The organism is Spirosoma fluviale (assembly GCF_900230225.1).
GTDB lineage: Bacteria > Bacteroidota > Bacteroidia > Cytophagales > Spirosomataceae > Spirosoma > Spirosoma fluviale.
Window position 1 is genome coordinate 463603 of the sequence record NZ_OCNH01000001.1, and the last position, 21192, is coordinate 484794.

The 21192-nt window shown below is 46.8% G+C and carries 17 protein-coding genes; 14 read left to right on the plus strand and 3 right to left on the minus strand.

Features of this window, described 5'->3' with window-relative positions:
- Nucleotides 1–138: 138 nt before the first annotated feature.
- From CRO74_RS01925 to CRO74_RS01950, 6 genes are all read left to right on the plus strand, one after another.
- A complete protein-coding gene (locus CRO74_RS01925) occupies nucleotides 139–3339 on the plus strand; it encodes a TonB-dependent receptor (protein WP_097124312.1) in 3201 nt (1066 codons plus the stop codon).
- Nucleotides 3340–3473: 134 nt separating this feature from the next.
- Complete coding sequence (locus CRO74_RS01930; RefSeq protein ID WP_097124313.1) at nucleotides 3474–4337, plus strand: glycerophosphodiester phosphodiesterase family protein; 864 nt, start codon at nucleotides 3474–3476, stop codon at nucleotides 4335–4337.
- A 122-nt stretch (nucleotides 4338–4459) separates the two neighbouring features.
- On the plus strand, nucleotides 4460–5143 hold the full coding sequence (locus CRO74_RS01935) for a 3-keto-disaccharide hydrolase (protein WP_097124314.1): 684 nt from the start codon (nucleotides 4460–4462) through the stop codon (nucleotides 5141–5143).
- 135 nt (nucleotides 5144–5278) lie between these two features.
- On the plus strand, nucleotides 5279–6454 hold the full coding sequence (locus tag CRO74_RS01940; protein ID WP_097124315.1) for an ATP-binding protein: 1176 nt from the start codon (nucleotides 5279–5281) through the stop codon (nucleotides 6452–6454).
- 483 nt (nucleotides 6455–6937) lie between these two features.
- Complete coding sequence (locus CRO74_RS01945; RefSeq protein WP_179830099.1) at nucleotides 6938–10558, plus strand: RecQ family ATP-dependent DNA helicase; 3621 nt, start codon at nucleotides 6938–6940, stop codon at nucleotides 10556–10558.
- A 5-nt stretch (nucleotides 10559–10563) separates the two neighbouring features.
- Complete coding sequence (locus CRO74_RS01950; RefSeq protein WP_097124317.1) at nucleotides 10564–11595, plus strand: hypothetical protein; 1032 nt, start codon at nucleotides 10564–10566, stop codon at nucleotides 11593–11595.
- Between the two features lie 11 nt (nucleotides 11596–11606).
- Here CRO74_RS01950 and CRO74_RS01955 read toward each other — a convergent pair whose 3' ends face one another.
- Nucleotides 11607–11942 (minus strand): DUF5615 family PIN-like protein, encoded by a 336-nt coding sequence (locus tag CRO74_RS01955; RefSeq protein WP_097124318.1) that lies wholly within the window; start codon nucleotides 11940–11942, stop codon nucleotides 11607–11609.
- Nucleotides 11942–12169, minus strand: coding sequence for a DUF433 domain-containing protein (locus tag CRO74_RS01960; protein WP_097124319.1), 228 nt, complete (start codon nucleotides 12167–12169; stop codon nucleotides 11942–11944). Before CRO74_RS01960 ends, CRO74_RS01955 begins: the two co-directional genes overlap by 1 nt.
- 184 nt (nucleotides 12170–12353) lie before the next feature.
- On the opposite strand from CRO74_RS01960, the gene nadE reads away from it, so the two are divergent.
- From nadE to CRO74_RS01990, 6 genes are all read left to right on the plus strand, one after another.
- A complete protein-coding gene (gene nadE / locus CRO74_RS01965) occupies nucleotides 12354–14438 on the plus strand; it encodes an NAD(+) synthase (RefSeq protein ID WP_097124320.1) in 2085 nt (694 codons plus the stop codon).
- Between the two features lie 49 nt (nucleotides 14439–14487).
- Nucleotides 14488–15765: an AAA family ATPase gene (locus tag CRO74_RS01970; RefSeq protein WP_097124321.1), complete on the plus strand. Its 1278-nt coding sequence runs from the start codon at nucleotides 14488–14490 to the stop codon at nucleotides 15763–15765.
- Nucleotides 15762–16385, plus strand: a complete 624-nt coding sequence (locus tag CRO74_RS01975; RefSeq protein ID WP_097124322.1) for a hypothetical protein — start codon at nucleotides 15762–15764, stop codon at nucleotides 16383–16385. The genes CRO74_RS01970 and CRO74_RS01975 overlap by 4 nt, the downstream gene beginning before the upstream one ends.
- Nucleotides 16386–16518: 133 nt before the next feature.
- Nucleotides 16519–16758 carry a DUF433 domain-containing protein gene (locus CRO74_RS01980; protein WP_097124323.1) on the plus strand — a complete coding sequence of 80 codons (240 nt, stop codon included), beginning with the start codon at nucleotides 16519–16521 and terminating at the stop codon, nucleotides 16756–16758.
- Nucleotides 16755–17108, plus strand: a complete 354-nt coding sequence (locus CRO74_RS01985; RefSeq protein WP_097124324.1) for a DUF5615 family PIN-like protein — start codon at nucleotides 16755–16757, stop codon at nucleotides 17106–17108. The genes CRO74_RS01980 and CRO74_RS01985 overlap by 4 nt, the downstream gene beginning before the upstream one ends.
- Before the next feature lie 2 nt (nucleotides 17109–17110).
- Nucleotides 17111–17983: a DMT family transporter gene (locus CRO74_RS01990; RefSeq protein ID WP_097124325.1), complete on the plus strand. Its 873-nt coding sequence runs from the start codon at nucleotides 17111–17113 to the stop codon at nucleotides 17981–17983.
- Nucleotides 17984–18065: 82 nt separating this feature from the next.
- Here CRO74_RS01990 and CRO74_RS01995 read toward each other — a convergent pair whose 3' ends face one another.
- The gene (locus CRO74_RS01995; protein ID WP_097124326.1) at nucleotides 18066–18986 is read right to left on the minus strand and encodes an OmpA family protein; all 921 of its coding nucleotides are present in this window, start codon (nucleotides 18984–18986) and stop codon (nucleotides 18066–18068) included.
- A 206-nt stretch (nucleotides 18987–19192) separates the two neighbouring features.
- Between CRO74_RS01995 and CRO74_RS02000 the strand changes: the two genes are divergently transcribed.
- Together CRO74_RS02000 and CRO74_RS02005 are read left to right on the plus strand one after the other, a co-directional pair.
- Complete coding sequence (locus CRO74_RS02000; RefSeq protein ID WP_179830100.1) at nucleotides 19193–20275, plus strand: hypothetical protein; 1083 nt, start codon at nucleotides 19193–19195, stop codon at nucleotides 20273–20275.
- 295 nt (nucleotides 20276–20570) lie between these two features.
- The gene (locus CRO74_RS02005) at nucleotides 20571–21125 is read left to right on the plus strand and encodes a peroxiredoxin (protein WP_097124328.1); all 555 of its coding nucleotides are present in this window, start codon (nucleotides 20571–20573) and stop codon (nucleotides 21123–21125) included.
- The last annotated feature ends 67 nt before the right edge of the window (nucleotides 21126–21192 follow it).

A 21192-nucleotide genomic window follows, 5' to 3' on the forward strand; every position in this document is an offset into this window, starting at 1 on the left:
TTTAATTAGTTAAATAATAATTTTTGATGTTTTGGTCCAATTTTACAATAAACATGATAATTTGGTAATATTAAACTAACATTCAGGAAATATAGCCGTAGTCTCTTTGCGGTTAGAAAAAACGCTGTCATCAACTGTATGAAAAAACATCTTCTCTCTCTTTTTTTATTGCTCCTTTTTGCTGGGTTTAACAGCAGGGAAGCAAGGGCGCAAACGACTCAGGCCTCCATTTCGGGGGTTATTTCCGATACGCAAAAACAGGGACTTCCCGGCGCTACGGTTCGGGTGCGTAACGAATCGACCGGCTTTACGACTGGTACGGTTACCAATACCCAGGGCGAATACCAGTTTAAAGAATTACCCCTGGGCGGTCCTTATACCATCTGGGCTACGGCGGTGGGTCTGGGTGAGCAACGCCGAACCGGCTACATGGTAAACCAGGGCGACGCAATCCGGATCAGCCTGACTATGCAGGAAGCCGGTCAGGATCTGGAAGTGGTGCAGGTTGTCGCATCGGGTTTGAAAAATAAGACCGAGAACCTGGGGGCGGCAACCGCCATCACGGCCAAAACGCTCATAACCATGCCGGTCAATGGACGAAACTTCACCTCGCTGGTCAACCTGTCGCCCCTGAGTGGTGCCAATGGTAACCTGTCGGGGCAGATCGGCTCGTCTACCAACTTCACCATCGACGGGATGACGGCTAAAAACCCAACCTCGGCCGGTGCAACGACCAGCCGTAGCGGGGCACCCTATTCAATCTCTATCGAAGCCGTTCGGGAATTTAAGGTGATCACCAACCAGTATGATGTGGTGTACGGACGTGCCGGGGGTGGTATCGTGAGTGCCGTAACCAAATCGGGGACGAACAAACTGGCGGGCAGCGTCTTTAACTACACCCGCGCCAACTGGCTGTCGAGCAAATACGACATTCGCGGTAATCTGCGAAACAATAAGTTCTCGACCAACCAGTTTGGGTTTTCGCTGGGTGGCCCGATCATCAAAGACAAGCTGCATTACTTCGTGGTTTGGGATCACCAGCAGGATTCGCGCCCGCTGATCATCGCCGACGTACAAACACCCCTCGATGAGAGCCGCTTCAACGTAACCCGCGCCACCCTCGACCGATTTGTCGATATTGCCCGCAGTAAGTATGGCGTAGCCAACACGCCCCAGTACGGTACATTCGACAAGGGCCGGGGCTCCGATGCTGTCTTTGCCCGCATCGACTGGCAGATCAACCAGAACAACCTGCTTACCATTCGGGATAACTACACCAACGACCGTAACAAGCTAGGTTTGCAGGACAACACGGCCGTCAATATCTACGAGTCGTACGGCAATGACTTCAACATCGATAATAGTCTGCTGGCTACATTACGTACTACGATTACGCCGAAGATCACCAATGAACTGAAGCTTCAGCACCTCTACACCTACCAGAAAAGCGCCCCCGGCGACCAACTGCCCGGTGCAAACATTCCGCGGAACATCGTAGAAAACGTAGTGTCGACGGTAAATGGGGGAACGCTGTCGACCAATATCCAGATGGGCGGTCACCGCTTTGCGCAGGAAGGGTTTACGAATAATGTGGTGCAACTGGTCGACAACCTGTATTACAACACCGATCGGATTCAGTACACGTTTGGCCTTGACCTGATGTACACGCACGCCCGGTCGCTCTACGGCAGTGAGGTGAATGGCCGTTTTCATTATAACATAGACGGCACAACGTCGTCGCTGGATAAGTTCAACGCCCTGCAACCCTACCGCTACTACCGCGAGGTACCGCTGGTGGCCGACCCTACCGTTGTTGGGAAAACCCTCAACGCGGGTATTTATGGTCAGCTGAGTACGCAACTGGCACCGGGGCTCGACATGACCGCCGGCCTGCGTTTCGATTACGCGCACTACCCGAAAGCTTCGCTGAATCAACTGGTACTGGATGAACTGAAACTACGGACAGACAACGTAATCAAGTCGTTCATCGTGCAACCCCGTCTGCAACTCAACTGGGACGTGAACGAGCAGCATACGGATTTTGTCCGCTTCGGGGGCGGTGTGTTTGCGTCGGACATTAACAATTATATGATTATCAATAACCTGACCTTCGACGGGAAGCACTTTGCCACCGTCGATGTACGGGGAGCCAACGTCCCCACGCCTGACTTTGCGGCTTACCGGCAGAATCCCGCCAGTATTCCAACGCTGGCCGCTTTTCAGGTGCCAACGATCAACATGACCGGGCCGGATGCCAAAGTTCCTGTTCTTTATAAAGCCAACCTGTCATACACACACTTCCTGACCGAGAAACTGAAAGTTGGTCTTGCGGGCTATATGTCGCTGGGTCGTAACAATTACATGTATGTCGACCGGAACATGGTAGCCGATCCGTTCTTCCGGCTGGCCAGCGAGGATAACCGGGGTGTGTTCGTCCCGCTGGCCTCCATGCCCGCCAGCGGTGTGGGCGACTGGCAGCTGGGCCGGATCAGTCAGAAGCTGGGCCGCGTGCTGGAACTGAACAGCCTGGGTCGCGTGAACCAGTTTGCCGTGGTGGCGGATGCTACCTGGCAGTATCTCCGCGATGGGGAGATTACCGCCAGTTTCACCTGGAACGACACCCGCGACAACACGTCCTACAATGGTAACGTAGCCAACACCGCTACGTTGTCTGTACCGGTAAAGGACGACCCGCGTAACCTCAGCAAAATGACATATTCGGACAACCATTTCCGGAACAAGGTTGTGATTTACGGTACACTGCCATCGGTATTCGGCATTACCCTGGGCGTTCGTTACTCCGGAATTGGAGGCACGCGGTACTCGCTGCTGTCAGGAGCCAACACCAACGCCGACTTCGTCGCGACCAACGATCTGGCGTTTGTTTTCGACCGCAACAGCGACGCTGTACCGGCCAATGTACGGACGGGGCTGCAAACGTTGCTGAATAGTCCCACGGCCAGCCAAAGTCTGAAAGATTACGTAAATGCCTATTCGGGCCGGGTTGCGGAACGGAATGGCGGTATCAATGGCTTCTACGGCGTGTTCGATATCCGGCTCCTGAAGCGGTTCCGGTTCAATAAAAACCATGCGGTCGAACTCTCGGGCGATATCTTCAACTTCGCTAACTTCCTGAAGCGGGACTGGGGTGTTAACAAGTCATTAGGTACGCAGGCACTGTATGCGTTGGGCGTTCCGGCCAGCGGCACCACGTCGGCCCTTCCTGGTTTCACTCAGGCCAGTCAGCGGTTCAACTATCGGGTCAACAACTCCGGCGTTGTAACCCCATCGGGCGATCCGTTCCAGGTTCAGATCGGCCTACGGTATAGCTTTCAGTAAACTAGCTTTAATCAGTTTTAACCGCAAAGACGCAAAGAAAAACCCGCGAAGAACGCTAACGAAAGAACCTCCTAGCGATCTTTGCGCCTGCCCTTTGCGTCTTTGCGGTTAAATTTTCTTTTACCGATTATACAATGAAGACTCTCGCTTTAGTAGCCCTCTTGTTGGGTACCCATGTTGTTGTTGCCCAATCGAAATTCAATACGGAAGGCCACCGGGGTGCCCGCGGCCTTATGCCGGAGAACACCATCCCGGCCATGAAAAAGGCGATGGACCTGGGCGTTCAGACGCTGGAAATGGATGTGGTTATCTCCAAAGACAAACAGGTGGTGGTTTCGCACGACAATTACATGTCGGCGGATATTGCCCTGAAGCCGGACGGAAGCCCCGTAACGGCCGACGAACAGAAGAAGATCAACCTGTACCAGTTGACCTACGCCGAGATAAAGAAGTTTGATGTGGGCAGTAAGCCGCATCCGCAGTTTGCCCAGCAGCAGAAATTCCGGGCGTATAAACCATTGCTGTCCGAACTGATCGACTCGGTCGAAACCTACGCCAAAGCCAAGGGACTGCCCATGCCGATGTACAACATCGAGATCAAATCATCGGCAACTACGGACGGTGTGTACCATCCCGAACCAACGGAATTTGTCAATCTGGTGATGGCGGTTCTGCAAAAAAAGAACCTGGGTAAGCGCCTGATCATTCAATCGTTCGATGTCCGGCCGTTGCAGTTGATTCACAAACAGCAGCCCGCTATTTCGCTGTCGTACCTGACCATGAATCCGAAACCGCTGGACGAAAATCTGGCCTTGCTGGGCTTTAAACCCAACACCTACAGCCCTTATTACAAAACGGTAACCGCCGAAACCGTGAAAGCCTGCCATGAGCAGGGTATGGCCATTATCCCCTGGACGGTAAACACCAAAGCCGAAATCGAAAGCCTGAAACAACTGGGTGTCGACGGCATCATTTCCGACTACCCGAACCTGTTTTAACCTGTAGTACCGGGCGTCCCGCCCGGCCGTTTAGTGAGCCGGTTGATTTATTCCCGGCCGACCGGGACGGTCGGTACTACACGCTCGGTAGGAAGTAACGTCATTCAACTTTACTTCCTACTATGACATACACAAGCGTCAGAAACACACTATCGGCTTTTTGTTTTATTTTACTGCTAACCGGCCAGAGCGCAACCGCCCAATCGTCGTCGGGCTGGCGAAAGCTGTTCAACGGCACTGATCTGACGGGCTGGAAACATGTGGGTAATGGGCGAATGTCCGTCGAAAACGGGATGATTCGCGGGCATGGCGGCATGGGGTTGCTCTACTGGACGGAAGAGAAATTCGGCAACTGTACCATTCGGGTAGTGTATAAGATGCAGAAGGCGAACAGCAACTCGGGCGTGTACATACGCATACCCCTTGAGCCGCGCGAAGAGTGGATGCCGGTTCATTACGGGTACGAAGTTCAGATCGACAACCACCCCGAAACCTCCGACGAAGACGAGTACCACGTAACGGGCACCTTGTACTCCCTCACCAAACCGCTGGCGAAACCCGGCAAGCCCGGCCCTCAGTGGAACACCATGGAAATCACGCTCGATGGCCCCCGTACCCTCATTTACGTAAACGGCCTCAAGGTGACGGATTACAAGGAAGGCGCTCCGGTGCCACCGCGCAAATTCGACTTCGAGCCCTTCCGCGGACGCCGACCGGATGCCGGGTACATCGGTCTGCAAAACCACGGCGAGCATGATATCGTCTATTTTAAAGAGGTATCGGTGAAGCCGCTTGCTGAGAAATAAAGGATAAAAAGGCAGGACTCATAGCGTTCTGTTCGCTACCGGCGCTTTCATCTACATCGATGAGTCATCAGTTTTCGTAAAATCGCTCGAACATGATACCGTAAATTTAAAATATGACTTTAAATTTACGGTATCATGTTCGAGCGATTTATTGCAACGGAATTTGTAGAGCTTATAGCCGACCGGCCAGTTGTTGCGCTGGTAGGACCGCGTCAAGTTGGGAAAACGACCCTTGTGCGCTCCTTGACCGGTCAATTCTCAGCCCAGTCGATTTATCTTGATCTGGAGTCAACCCAGGATCTCAATCGATTGCAGGATGCCGAGCTATACCTTTCTGAACGGCAGGATAAACTTATCATTCTGGATGAAATCCAGCGCATGCCACAACTTTTTCCTTTGCTTCGCTCACTTATTGATCGTCACCGGGTAGCTGGCCGGTTTGTCCTTCTGGGCTCTGCTTCCCCCCAACTTTTACAACAAAGCTCCGAATCACTGGCCGGGCGTATCGCTTACCTGGAGTTGCAGCCTCTAACCTGGCCGGAGGTGCAGGCGCAGGTTTCCTATCAGAAACATTGGTTGCGGGGTGGCTACCCTGATATGCTGCTGGCAACAACTGATCGACAGGCTAATCGGCGGATGAATGATTTTATTCAAACGTACGTGGAGCGTGAACTTCCCACTTTAGGGCTAGGGGCTTCACCAACTCGTATACGAACCTTGTTATCCATGTTGATTAGTGTTCACGCTAATTCGCTGAATGCTTCTGAATTAAGTCGATCCCTGGGGCTGAGTGTACCTACTGTTCAGAGTTATCTCGACTTTTTGGAAAATGCGTTTCTTATTCGCCGACTGGCCCCATACTTTATAAATATTGGTAAGCGACTGGTTAAAGCACCCAAGCTTTACCTACGCGATAGTGGTATGTTTCATGCGCTGGCGGCTATTGACACGGAGGAAGCGTTGACAGGTAGCCTGTATGTAGGCGCATCCTGGGAGGGTTACATTATTCAGCAGGTAATGGCTCATTTAGCCTACAACACTCAGGCTTATTACTACCGAACCGCCGATGGTTCTGAATTGGATCTGGTATTGGTGCGGGGTGAGAAGCCTATTATTGGTATTGAAATCAAATATACCAATGCACCAACGCTGAGCCGGGGCAATTACATTGCCAGTCGAGACTTAGGCAGTATCCCGCTACTGGTCGTTACGCCGTCGGCAGAAGACTTCAAGCTGGATAAGCAGGTACAAGTATGCAGTCTGGCAACCGTTTGGCACTATTTAGGTGCTTATGGGGTGTTAAGCCAGTGATAAACGGATTCGAGACCGAAGGTCTTTTATAATAAACAAATCCTATTTTGGTATAAACCGATAGACATTGTCAAGTCGACAAATCCTTGCTATCCTAACAGCATCATGCTTTGCCTACTAGTGCTTTAAGTACTAGTAGGCAAAGCATGATGCGGCATTTTACCCCAACCCCTCCCCTTGAAAACAGGGGAGGGGTTGGGGTAAAATGCCGCATAATTTATGATCACTTACTTAAGAGACATTCGGATGTTAAATGAGACAGTAGAGGTTTTTTAGAGTTGGGGTTTCCAATTGGCGGAGGTCTAAAGTTTATTAGACGTATTTTAAGTTAAAATGACTGATCCAAGGAAGTACACAAATTAAAACCTTGCCTTACCACTATTTTTAATAACATTGTGACCTTGTTGACTCGGTTTATTATTTGACATAAAAGAAAAATTCATCATTACGTGTAAAGAGGCCAAAATTTATATCCACCTAATTTTGAAATTTAATATGGTTTTACAAGCAAGTTATCTAATTGATGAACTGCTGAAACCGGATGCCAATCACGAAGGGTTTAAGCGTCTGATTCGGGAGAGGAGCGTTTTTTCAGTTGAAGGTATTCCTGAAAAAGGGTTAAGTTCTCTTGAACCGAATCCCACCTTTTCTATTCTACATAACTTAATATCAAGAGGTAATCCAACTCGGGCTAGTCAGTTTTTGACCGGACATATGTTAAGTGAGTTTAATATTTCATTCGAGCGCCATATAGAAAAAGGTGATGTTCGTTATAAAATAACTGAGGAAAATCTTCCTGAAATTTTTACAGGTAAGGATTCACTACCAACCGGATCTATCTGGCTTTGGTTAGTTCGAGTAGCTCAAATACAGAAAGTATTATTGTTATTATTTGCCAATCGAATCACTGACGTAGAAAGCGATGGATTATCCATATTGGCTGATGAGTTGCTAAAACCTTATCTCCAGCTAGCTATAGAGGATATTGAACAGTGGTATCAGTGCCTCATTCTGTTACAAGAGCGAAATGACGCGTTTCCGAAAATCTCAATTGATACATTGCCGCAAGAGGGGAAGACGTATGATATTGCTATATCGCTTGATGAACAAGATAATAGTTATTCTTCGATTAAGATAAATCTTGGTACTAAGTTGCAGGAGGGCTCACCCTCAATGCGCTTTATATCCGCTTCAAGAATTCAGTACGCTAGTTTAGGTGAGAAGAAAGAGGGTGGATTTATACCTGCTCCCGTTCGGGAGCAGGCGTTACAATATATACTACAGTCCGTTTTTCGTAAGCAGGATTTTAAACCTGGTCAGTTATCAATTCTGAATCGGGCTTTGCAGGGGCAGGATGTAGTTGGCCTTCTGCCTACCGGTGGTGGCAAGTCACTTACCTACCAGCTGTCCGCTCTATTACAGCCAGCCGTAACCATTGTAGTTGATCCGATTAATTCACTCATGCGTGACCAGTATGAGAAGTTGTTGAGTAACCACATAGATGCGTGCGCGTACATCAATACCTATAATTCGACGGAGGAACGTGTGAATATTGAGGAGCAACTAAGTGTTGGTAATTTGCTGATAGTATTTGTATCTCCCGAACGGTTCCAAATAAAAAAATTTCGAAATCTCCTTACTCGCTGTAGGCAAAATAGCGTCTTCTTCGGTTACGCAGTTATTGATGAAGCACACTGCGTATCAGAATGGGGACATGATTTCCGTCAAACGTATTTGCGCTTAGCTGGTAATCTTAGGAATTTTTGCAGAACTAAGACAGGAGCAGATGCCACGTTTATTGCCTTGACGGCTACTGCTTCATTCGATGTACTGGCCGATATTCAACGTGAATTAAATATAAATACAGATGCAATTCAGCAATTGCCATCTGGAGCTATTGATCGTAAAGAGTTAGAATTTAATCTAATAAAGATTGAACCGATAGGCGTAGCAGAAGCTTGGGTACGAGATAAGATAATTAGCGCCGAGAAACATCCTAAACTTCTTCAACTGTTGAGAGAGGTTCCATTGATGAAATCAATAGGAAAGTCTGATTTTTATCGACGGGATGTTAATGGTTCGTTTCCTAATGCTGGAATCATTTTCTGTCCTACAAAATCAGACACACGTGGGAATGGTGTCCTGTCTGTACGAGATGGGTTTCATGGACAAAATGGTCTTGTGAGCGGTACTGTAAGCTTATCATTTCTGGAAACAGTTACGTTCTTTAGCGAAAGTGATGAAAATCTGGCTAGTAATACTCATGTGGAGACAGAAGCAAAGAGTTCGTTTGGAAACCAAACCAAGTTTATTGAAAATCAAGCGAATTTGATGATTTCTACGAAGGCATTCGGTATGGGTATTGATAAGAGTAATGTGCGTTTTACGATTCATTATAGCCTACCATCGTCAGTTGAAAGTTTTTACCAGGAAGCAGGGCGGGCAGGGCGTGATGGAGAAAAGGCAGTCTGTACAATTCTGTACTGTCCAAGTGATGTTGACTCAAATATCGATTTTTTGAAAAATTCTTTCAAGGGAGTAAAACGAGAACGTACTATATTTGATGAATTTATAACGGAAATACGGTATGAGAGTAAGTTTTTTATTCAGTATTTAAATTCTATTCTGAAAGAAGAGTTTGGGTACTTATTCTCTCTATCAATTTGGAATAAAGGTCAAAATAGACGACTATATGTTAAAACTAAAGGTAATTGGAATAAAGAGAAAAAACTATTTGTTGATAGTCCAGAGCAGGTGAATTTTGGTTTTTTGAATTTAGATACTCTTACTGAGAATTACTCTGATATTAAGAATGCTACAGAAGAAGAGTGCCGTAAAGTAATGTACACAGTAAAGCGATTTCTTAGAAAATTTTGCCCCGGCGGGAATTACGGAGATTGGCTGAATCAAATTAAGAGTGAAGGCTTGGAAAGTTCATTAGCTAAAGGTGGTAGTGGTGTATTAATACTGCCATTCACTAATGATTTGGTGAAAGAAATTTCAAATAAGCTAAAGGAGGCTGGTAATGCAGAAATAAATGAGCGTATTGTAAGATCTGCATATAATTTTTGCGATTCAGAAGATAAGTTTATTGATGATTTAAAATATGAATACCAACGTGCAACGAAATTTAAGGAAAAGTTGATAATCGAAGACTTGGAGAGTTCTTTGAAAGAATCTTTTTGGAAAATCAGATCGTTTTCTGATACACAGCGTGCGGTTTACCGACTTAGTGTTTTAGGCATAATTGAAGATTATACAATCGACTATGCCGGGAGAGCTATTATTATTTATTTTAAGCAAAAGCCAGAAACAGACTACCGCGCTAGTTTTGAAGACTATTTGAAGCGGTATGAAGGTGAGGAAAGGGTTCGTTATTGGCTTAACCAAGTGGATGAACAACAAGGTGAAACTATTTTACGCAGGTATCTTTATACACTGACGCGATTTGCTTATGAAACCATAGAAGTTAAACGTCGATCAGCTATTGATTATATGAAAAAGCTGTGCGACCTCTATTTTGAAATTGGTGATGATGGTCAAATTAGAGGACAAGCTAAGTTTCGTGAGGATATGGTTAACTATTTCATTTCTAAATATGCTAGCCAAGAGTATTTGCCGAAACATACACAGAATGGTAAACTGGAAGACTTTCAGGTAGTGAGACAGTATATCAACTATGTTAAGAGGCCTGGAGATGTTAGTGAATTAGGGGTTGGTGGTGAAATTGATAATTTGAAGCACATTATTGGTGGATGTGATCGTATATTAACTGAAAGTCCAGATAGTCGTACTGTACGGTTGATTCGCACTTTTGCTGTATTTGCTATCGAAACGTATAACCAAAAAATAAATTTAAATAGCATTGAAATGAGTCAGGCCCGGGGGGACTATCTTTCAAGTTTTGGCTACTTCTTGAATAATGCTTCTACATTTAAAGAATGGTCAGATAATCTGGCCTATTTTAACGATAGCCTGTTGTCTATTAACAACCAACTATCTGATATTCTGGAAGATTTGACACTAGAATTATCCTTGGGCTATCACTTAAACTGGCTAACTAAGTTTAATGAATCATTTATTGACACCAAAACGTATGCTTAATTATCATGAGAAAAGAATTAAATGAAGTTCTAGTTGATTTTCAGAATAAGCTAAGTGAATTAAAAACAGCATCTGACTTGATTGGTCAAGCCAAAGATGCGGCTATCTCATCATCGACATTAGCACAGCAAATGCAGATAGGATACAATCAACTTTTTAGCGATATTCAAGTTGAAGTTCATTCAATTCGAAAAATAAAGGATGTAGCAGCAGAAAATCTTGTAGAAGCAGGTATTAGGGTAGAAGAGATTGCTAACCGAAATTTTTCTAAAATTGACCAAGACCTGCGGGATGGTTTTGCTCTCATAACAGATAAAATTGCTCATTTAATAGATGAAGAGGTTCGTGCTTTAAACGATTTTAATCAAAAAGTAGATAACGTTCTTCAAAAAATTCAAGATTCTATTGCTATAAATATTGGCGGCATTAAAAATGAATTAGCTGATGGTCGTAAACAATATAGTGCCGACACTAGGTCGATGGAAAGTATTCTTTTAGGAAATTTACAAGCTAGGTTAGACGATTTAGGACAAAAAAATAACGATTCCCTGAATTCTATAAATTCGGTTATTGAAAAAAATATCCTGAATATAAAAGAAGAGTTATCATTAGGGTTGAGGATACTGAACAATAAGTTGGAGGCATTGAGTACCATAGTACAGCAAATTCAAGATAATAATCGCCAGTTTTATGCTGATTTGGAACGGCTTTTGCTTATCACGCTAAACGATAACAAAGAAGAAATAAAGAATATTGTTAATGAAGTTCGGGAGAACCAAACGGAATTTGAACTAAGATTGCGTATCAAATTAGACGAAAATAAGGCAGAAGTAAAACAGCAGGTCGAGTATGGAAATGATCAAATTCGGAATGTTATTTATCAACAGGCTGACTTAGCCAAACAAGAACTTCAATCCTACTTTGATCAACAGTTTAATTTAAATACTAAGCATCAACAGAAAATAGAAGTAACTCTTTGGATAACAGGAGGTCTATTGGGTGCTTTGGTCAGTGCCGTATTGATAAAACTATGGTAAGAAAATAGCTACTAAAACAGCTCCAACATACCATACTCGTCTGAATCGTTCAGTTTTTGGAGATCATCAAGGTGCTTTTCTAACGTGTCAAAGACACCAGCCGATGATTGATTACCCATCCTCAATAGAACAACCTTAGGCGGAAAGCCATACGTGTTGGCTAGATTGTAATAATCATCATCGTTCGTTACAATGATTCGGTTGTTAACACGTGCCCACTGCCAGATGGCAATGTCTTCGGCAGGAATCGGCAGACCTGTTCGGGTGACGTGTAAACAATCGGGGATGATAGCCGTTAATTTCCTGACTAAACGATACGACAAATTAGCGTCAAGAAGGATTTTCATCAGGCAGGAATCAAACGGGTACGACGCTCACTGTCAGCGGCAAAGGCTAGCGCTGCCCGGATGTGTTCGAGCGTGAGTTCAGGAAAATCGTCCAGAATCTCGTCATTTGTCATGCCCGAAGCGAGCCAATTTAGAATATCCTGCACGGCAATACGAGTGCCTTTGATACAGGGCTTACCGAAACGGATGCCGGGATTCAAACTGATATACTCCTGATAATTACCCATACACAAAGATAGCAAAACTTATTACCTCTACAGGCGTAGGACAACCTCCCGGTTCGTCAGGCTAGTTTGTATCGAACTAAATCTATTTTAGCTCCATCTTTGTTATCCTTGCAGCAGAATACATACCACAGCGTTATCGACTGAGTGAGTCACTCGTTCGTCTTTCGCTCTTTCACGAATAAACATGAAACTCCTTAAAGTAGCCGCTGGTGTCCTGAACCAAATCCCGCTTGCCTGGGAACACAACAAGCAAAACATCATCAATGCCATCGAAGAAGCCCAGCGGCAGAATGTCAGCCTGCTGTGCCTGCCCGAATTCTGTATCTCGGGTTATGGCTGCGAAGACGCTTTTTTTGCCCAGAACACCATCGATCAGTCCATTGCCTCATTACTGGAAATTGTTGAGCATACGAACGACATTGCCGTGGCCGTTGGCCTGCCCCTGCGCCATAATAATCGCACGTTCGACACCGCCTGTCTGATTGCCAATAAGCGAATTCTGGGTTTTACGGCCAAACAGTACATGGCCAATAACGGCGTCCATTACGAAACACGCTGGTTTCAGCCCTGGCCTCCGTACGTCCGCGACGAAATCAAAATCGGGGAGTTCATGTACCCCTTTGGTGATGTGGTCTATGACCTGTCGGGCGTTCGGATCGGGTTCGAAATTTGCGAAGATGCCTGGGTGGCGAGCCGTCCCGGACGCATTCTCTACGAGCGGGGTATCGACATTATCCTGAATCCCACGGCCAGCCACTTTGCCTTCCTGAAATCGCAGGTGCGGGAGCGGTTCGTGGTCGATGCGTCGCGGTCGTTTGGGGTGAGTTACGTCTATTCCAACATGCTTGGTAACGAAGCGGGCCGGATCATCTACGACGGCGACGCTATGGTAGCTTCCAACGGCGAACTGCTGGTGTCGGGGCCACGGTTGAGTTACGAAGATTACGTGATCGTCCCGGCCGTCATCGACGTGGAAGCCACCCGCCTGAACCAGACCCAAAACCGGGCAAATATTGCCCTGGCGTATCCAAATTTACGCGTGACTGATCGGTTCGACTGGCCCGATATTGCGCCCGTTATTCAGAAAGCACAACTGGAAGGCTGGGAGCGGGGTGGTTACCTGAAAGAAGAAGAATTTGCGCGGGCCGTTGCCCTCGGCCTGTTCGATTACCTGCGGAAGAGCCGCTCGCAGGGGTACGTGCTGTCGCTGAGTGGCGGGGCGGACTCGTCGGCTATTGCGGCTCTTGTTTTCCTGATGATCCGGATGGCGGTGGAGAACATCGGCATGGCCGGCGTCAAGAAAAAACTCAGCTACATCAAGGCTATCCAGGACTGTAAAACGCCCGAAGAGGTAATTGGTAAACTACTGACGGTAATGTACCAGGGTACCGAAAACTCCTCCGACGATACCTTCAACTCGGCGAAAGAACTGGCCGATGATATTGGTGCGAAATTTCTGAATATCAATATCAACGGACTGGTTGAAACCTACACCGGCCTGATCGAAGAACAACTGGGTCGTAAACTTTCGTGGGATACGGATGATTTAGCCCTGCAAAATATTCAGGCGCGGGTGCGGGCTCCGAGTATCTGGATGCTGGCTAACATTAATAACGCCCTGCTGCTCACCACCTCGAACCGCTCCGAAGCGGCCGTTGGCTATGCCACCATGGACGGCGACACGGCCGGTAGTATTTCGCCCATAACCGGCATCGACAAGCATTTTCTGCGTAGCTGGTTGCGCTGGCTCGAAACCGTGGGGCTGAACGTCAAAAACGCCCCCGAACCCACCGACCGCACTAGTCTGGCTATGGAACCAACTGACCCTGATGAACTCATCAAGGTAAAAGGACTAAACGCCGTGAACAATCTGCAACCCACCGCCGAGCTCCGGCCGCAGGACAAAAAGCAGACCGACGAAGACGACCTCATGCCCTACGATGTGCTGAACTCCATCGAAGAATCGGCCATCCGCGATAAGCAGCCGCCGGTTGAGGTACTGAAAATGATGGAAGTCCGGTATGCGGGTACGCATGATCGCGAAAAGCTCTTGCTCTGGGTCGAGCGGTTCTTCAAGCTCTGGAGCCGCAACCAGTGGAAGCGCGAACGCTATGCGCCCTCGTTTCATTTGGACGACCACAACCTCGATCCCCGCTCGTGGTGCCGCTTCCCGATCCTGTCGGGTGGTTTTGAAAAAGAGCTGGCCGAGATGCGCGACTGGGCCAACGAACAGAAACCCAACGGGCGAAAGGGTAAAATTGGGTTTTAGCCAAGCCCGTGTAACTTTGTGAAAGCCAGTTTGTGAAAGGCCGCTGCTTATGATAACGCCCGAAGAATTTCCATATATCAAATCCTTGTACGTGAACGACTGTTACGCGTACAAGGATTTCAACATTGAGCTACACGACTACAAACCGTTTAGCCATTTGATTTTGACGGGCAAGAATGGTTCGGGGAAGAGTACGATTTTGCGGGCGATACATCGGCAGTTTTTTCCCGAGGTAAATAAAGGGAACAAATTAGAATTTTCTGCTTCACTTCTGACCGTAGAACCTACAGGTGAAAGTATTAATGTAAAGCAGACAAGATTTCCAGCCACCCCAATACGACAGGTTGTTATTTCATTTATTAAACAACACAACATTGCCAACCACGGGCAGGAAGCCAGATTAATGAGCCCTCGAGAGATTTTTGATTTGTACAATCAAAAATTATATTCTTATTTCTCGGCAAAACGTACTAGTGAGGTTGCCAAGGTTGAATCTCCCTCAAAAGAGACTGAGTTTACTGAAAGGTTGAATTCATGGGACTCAACTGATTTTTTCATCCGTAAATTCAAACAATATCTAGTCAATCAAAAAGTCGAACAAGCATTTAGTCAAATTGAGCACCAGATTGCACAAATTGAGCAAATTGAAAGATTTTTCAAGAAATTGGAAGAGGCTTTTCGTGAGATGTTTGACGATAAGCTAATGCAAATAGAGTTTGTGAGAAGCAATTACGAATTCTATCTCAAACTCTCAGATGGACGTAGACTTACTTTTGACACGCTTTCTGAGGGTTTTTCAGCCCTATTAAGTATCCTCATGGACTTGTTCATGCGGGTAGACTTAATACGTAAGCAAGTCAATGATTATAGCTACAATCCATGTGGCATTGTATTAATTGACGAGCCGGAAACGCATCTTCATTTACAATTACAGGAGCAGGTGTTGCCCTTATTAATAAGCTTGTTTCCAAATATTCAATTCATTGCGGCTACACACTCACCGGCTGTGATTGCCAGTATTAAAAACGCTACAATTTTTGATTTAACGACCAAAGAGAGCCGCATTAGTGAGGAGACGGCGGGGCGCAGTTATTCGGATTTGATGATCTCGCATTTTGGACTGAATAATGAGTATTCTAAAACAGCAGACACAATTATTAATCAGGTCAATAGCGTCTTGAACACGCTTGGTGATAAGCCTGGCGAGATGAAGACGGCTCTGCAAAAGATTTATAATGAAAATAGCGATTACCTGTCGCCAACGTTAAAAGTAGAATTAGAGCTACTAATTGCCCAACAGGAAGCCCAACACACCGCCCACCAATGATTAATGTCGTTCGGGATCAACCCGCTCCGCCTTCATTAGCCAGTCAGAAGTCATATCGAAGTCCAGACGTAATTGAAGCGTTACACCAGGTCTTTAAAGGTAAATGTTACTTAACCGAAAAAGTGTTCGATAGTCCCAATGAAATGGAAGTTGATCATTTCATTACACAGACTGAACGTCCTGATCTGGTGTTTGACTGGCAGAATCTGTATGCAATAGATCAGAAAGCAAACAAACAAAGGCCCAAGCGAACGCCAATAGGTGGTTATCTTGATCCATGTAACGCAGGCGATGATGTTGAGCAGGAAATAACCTACATCGTTGAATACGGAGGTAACTCACTATTCAAGGCCAGAGATTCTACGAATCAGAAAGCGGTTAACACCGCTGCCTTGCTGAATCATGCCCACAAAGACCTGAAGCCAGCTATCAATAATAAGCATCATGAAGTTGTTCTCGCTGTAGCTGAGTGGCATACTGCAAAAACGCAAGGTGATATACAGACGGAGTTTGAGAAAGAACTCTTACTCAGGAAGTTATTGTCAAGAGATAGCCATTTTACGATGTTGATGCGAGCGATCTGGGCTGTTCAGTCATTACCTAATGATTTCTTTGACTGATCGGGTGGTTTTGAAAAAGAGCTGGCCGAGATGCGCGACTGGGCCGGGCCACGTCAGGCCAACGAGCAGAAACCCAACGGGCGAAAGGGTAAAATTGGGTTTTAGTGTATATTTGTAGAAAACGGATAGACCCATGATTGATGTAAAATGGCAGGATTATATTACTGCTGATCCGGCTATTATGGTCGGAAAACCTATCATTAAAGGTACCCGCATTACGGTTGAATTGATCGTTGAGAAATTGGGATATGGTGAAACTGTAGAGGAAATCCTCAATGATTACCCTCATTTAACGCATGAGCAGATTTATGCCTGTTTGCGTTTCGCTGCACATACTGTCCATAGTAGGCGCAGCCGCAAATTAGTAGCATGATCAATCTACTGGCTGATGAAAATGTAGAAGCGAGGGTTGTTCGTCTACTACGTTCAGAAGGATATACCGTTACGTCAATTCAGGAGACACAAAGTGGTGTGGCTGATGAAACAGTGCTGGAAACAGCAGTTTCATCAGCCACTGTTTTGTTGACGGGTGATAGTGATTTCGGGAAATTACATTTTCAGAAAGGGCATATTCATTCGGGTATTTTGTTCTATAGATTGCCGCGAACCACTACTGAAGAAAAAGGCAATATTATCCTCAAGACAGTACGTGAGTACGGTGATAAGCTGATTGATTCGTTTACCGTTGTCACGTTGAAAAAAGTGCGTATCCGAAAATTATAATTGTGCGTCAACTCATTCCCGGCCTTCTTTTTGCTGCCCTTTGGGCATCGGCTTCGGTTGCTACCAAATTTGGTGTGCAGTCGGTTCATCCACTTATTCTGGCTAACGTACGGTTTTTCATTGCCGGGAGTGGCATGCTCCTGTTCGTTTATGGCATTCAGCGCACGGGAAACGCCTGGCCGAAAGGAAAAGAATGGCGGCAGCTAACGATTTTTGCGCTGCTCAACACCACCATCTATCTGGGAGCTTTTGTGCTGGCGTTAAAACAGGTCTCCGCCGGAATCGGCAGTCTGTCTACCGCAACCAACCCGTTATTCATCGCGTTGCTATCGGCGATCTGGTTGCGCCGGATGCCGCGCTGGAACGAAACGGGGGGCTTACTGCTGGGACTTCTGGGCGTAGGCATTGCTACCTACCCGCTGTTGCAGGATAGTTACGCTACCGTAGAAGGGCTGCTTATTTTATTGGGTGGCATGGTAGCGGTGTCGGCGGCAACGGTCTATTACGCCAGTATCGAATGGAGGCTTCCCAGTCTGGTCATCAATGGCTGGCAGGTGTTGCTGGGGGGCTTTTTGCTTATCCCGTTCACCCTGCTGATGGCCTATATCGACCCGGCACCCTTCCGCGCTTCTACGTTCGATCTGCGTTTCTGGACCTCGGTATTCTGGCTTATTCTGCCCGTCTCGGTGGCGGCTTTGCAGTTGTGGTTTTACCTCGTCCGGCAAGACGCCATTCGAGCGTCGCTCTGGCTGTTTCTGTGCCCTATTTTTGGCTTCGTCAATTCATATCTGCTCATGGGTGAGCCCATTACAGTCTACACCATCATTGGCACCGCATTGGTTATTGGGGGGCTTTGGCTGGGACGAAAAAAGTAACGCGGCCAGTCGGTGTCCCGACTCAAAGCCGCGTTTTATCATGACCCTTCCTGACTAAAGAAAACCTGGCCTTCCGGCTGTATTACTGCTTCAGCACAATCATTTCAACGCGCCGGTTCTGCTGTCGGGTGGTTTCGGAGTTGTTGCTGGCAATAGGGCGGGTAGGGCCGTAGCCCCGCGTTGTAATGCGGTTGGCAGCTATTCCACTTTTCACCAGATAGGCTTTAATCACCTCCACCCGTTGTTTGGACAAAAGCAGATTTTGGTCGAAATCCCCCTGGTTATCCGTATGGCCGGACAGCTCGATTTCGGCGGTAGGCTTGCTCTGCATGAATTGCAGTATCTGTTCCAGCGCCGGTTGAGCGTCGGGCAAAAGCTCCGTTTTACTCTGTATAAACTGCAAGGCCTGTAATTGCGTCGTTTTGCCGACGGGTGCTACAACGAGCGGTGGGGTATAAACGACTTTGGCGTCGAGGGTCTTCGGCGGGGTTACCCGTTCGGTACTAGCTGCGGCCGTGTTTACCACCGGGGGCTGACTCACGGGTTTGGTGACGACGGGTGAGGGCGAAACTGGTGCCGGTTTTGCGGCCGATGCAACCGTAGTGGCTGTACTGGGGGATTGAGGAGTAACACGAAACAGTAGCGTTGGCATTCTCATCATGCGGTCCGCTTTGGCTGATGTGAATGACAGTTGTTCATCAAGGGTAATGTATCCCTGTGCCTTTGTTGTAAAGATGTATGATTGCCTGGAGTCGAGTTTGAGTTCATACTCGCCATTGGCATTTGTTGTTTGTTGAGCCCGAACGATACCGTCCTGATTTTTTGCCATAATAGTTGCGCCGGCAATTGGTTTTTTAGTCTGGGCGTCCTTAATACTTCCTTCTACAAAGGCTGTTCCCTCCGTTGGGGCTACCTGGTGCTGGGGCTGAGCAAAAACGGTTAACGAACTTAGGGTTACCAGGTACAGCCCCCCGGCTAGTATACTATATTTTATCCACTTCATACTTTACTGCTAACGTTGAAACGTAGCCCAAAAGTACGTTTAAATACGCAAAACCAACGAATAGAGAGAGCATCAATAGTAGGGTTTGGAAGAGTGCTTTTAGTGGGTCGAAAATAGTATATAATTAGTTGATTTTCAGTATAGTTAGTAGGTAGAAAAAGATGCCTGAAAATGAACGGAGAAACCCACTTTTTCGTTTATTAATTATGACACAGAGAACCAACGTGACGATGCATTCTACGGACGCTCAGGCACCCCTTGCACCGACTTCGACGGGCAATTTGCCGCTCGACGACAGTTGGCGGAAGTCCATTCCGGCGCAGGTGTTTCTGAACCATTTTTTTGCGATGGATTACCACGTCCATCACCAGAACGACCTCTTCGATCTCGCTAAATTTCCCGTATTTCAACAGTTTTACGGCCGCGTGACCGATGAGAGCCGCAAGGCTTTGGAGAAATTATTATTGAATAGCTGGAGCGCCGAGTACGCACTGCGCATTACGCCTGTTGTCAACGACGAGCAGTACCTGCAAAGCTCGCTGCACTGGACATTCCCACAGGCGTATTATAGTGCCTTGTTCAGTGCCAGGGCTTTTCTGGCCGTGCAGGGCATCAACGTGAGCAATGAAGAACTAATCCGTAAGCGCATCGGCAATGCTGTTGTGCGGGGCTATTACCCGGCCTCTATCGGCTATTATGCCCTTGGCCCGATCAATAGTTACCGTATTCAGCGGTTACCGATGGCGAAGCGATTCAGTGTGGCCGCTAAAACCGATCTGCTGTTACCGTCAAGGGCGGCTTCGGCACAGGCGGAGTTGGCCCAGTTCCTGAAAACCACCCGGGATCAGCGCGTGAAGGCCTTACGTAATGCCATTCAAAACAATCCGAAAACGGCCCTGCGTAGTCCGAAGACGGGAGAGATTCTGCAGAAGTTCAGCGTAGAACAGTACAAGCAGTTGGCGAAGCAAATAGGGTACACCACCTACTTCGACATGCTGAGTCGGTTACGGATTTCATCGACCAACCGAGAGATCGAGCGGTTTGTCGATTCGGAGATTGATGTGAAGCTGTTTCACCAGAGTTTAGTGAACATTGTATCGCATGTCAATTCGGTGCATGAAGCGTACATTGCCAAAGCGCTTGGCATGACGGCCTATCGGCAGTTGGTAGCCAAGTTGCCTTCGTATCTACAGGAAAGCTTTGTGCGTGAGCGCATGAATTCTGTTATTGCGCCCATGCTGGTAGAGCCGCAGGCTGGCGAAGAGTCAGGTCTTCGACTGGCGGCCTAGTAAATAGAAGCTTAAGTGTAAGAGCCCGATCTGCTGTTTTGCTGGTTGGGCTCTTTTGCGTTTACCGGGAAAATTATAATTAGCATCATTTCAATGTATAAGATTATTCTTTGAAGAAGTTAATAGGCTAGTCTCTATCTACTTTTAGCGTAGTTTGTTGAAAATCACCATAACTATTGATTTTTGATAGTTTTTATCTATAGTCAGATTGATAAAAGTCATGAGTTACTAATTTATTGAGGCTTTACTTTGCATTCAAGAAAGATCATATAATTATACAACCTCAATAAATTCCATGAAAAATCATATTGTGTCCGTTGGTTCAACTTTTCCGGAATTCAAAAAACTGGCTGTTGTTTCTCTCGACAAGGACAAAGAGTTTTACGAAATTTCGTCTGAAGATCACAAGAATGCTGGTCAGTGGCTGGTGATGTTCTGGTGGCCTAAAGATTTTACCTTCGTTTGCCCAACTGAAATTGCCGAATTCAACAAGAAGTTCGAAGATTTCCAGGATCGTGACACGATGGTTATCGGAGCCTCGACCGACAGTGAGTTCGTTCACCTGGCCTGGCGCAAAAACCACGACGATCTGCGTGGTCTTAAATTCCCAATGCTTGCCGATACCTCCAAGTCGCTGGCCGAAGAGCTGGGTATCCTGGAAGCCAACGAAAAAGTTGCTTACCGGGTAACCTATATCGTTGATCCCCAGGGTATCATCCGTTGGGTAGCCGTTAACGATCTGTCCGTTGGCCGGAACGTGAACGAAGTGATCCGCGTATTGGACGCCCTGCAAACCGACGAGCTTTGCCCATGCAACTGGGTGAAAGGTGAAGAAACACTAACGGCCTAATCAAAGAGCGAAAGAGCGAAAGAGTGAACGTGTGGGCATCAAAGCCATTCTTTCACTCTTTCGCTCA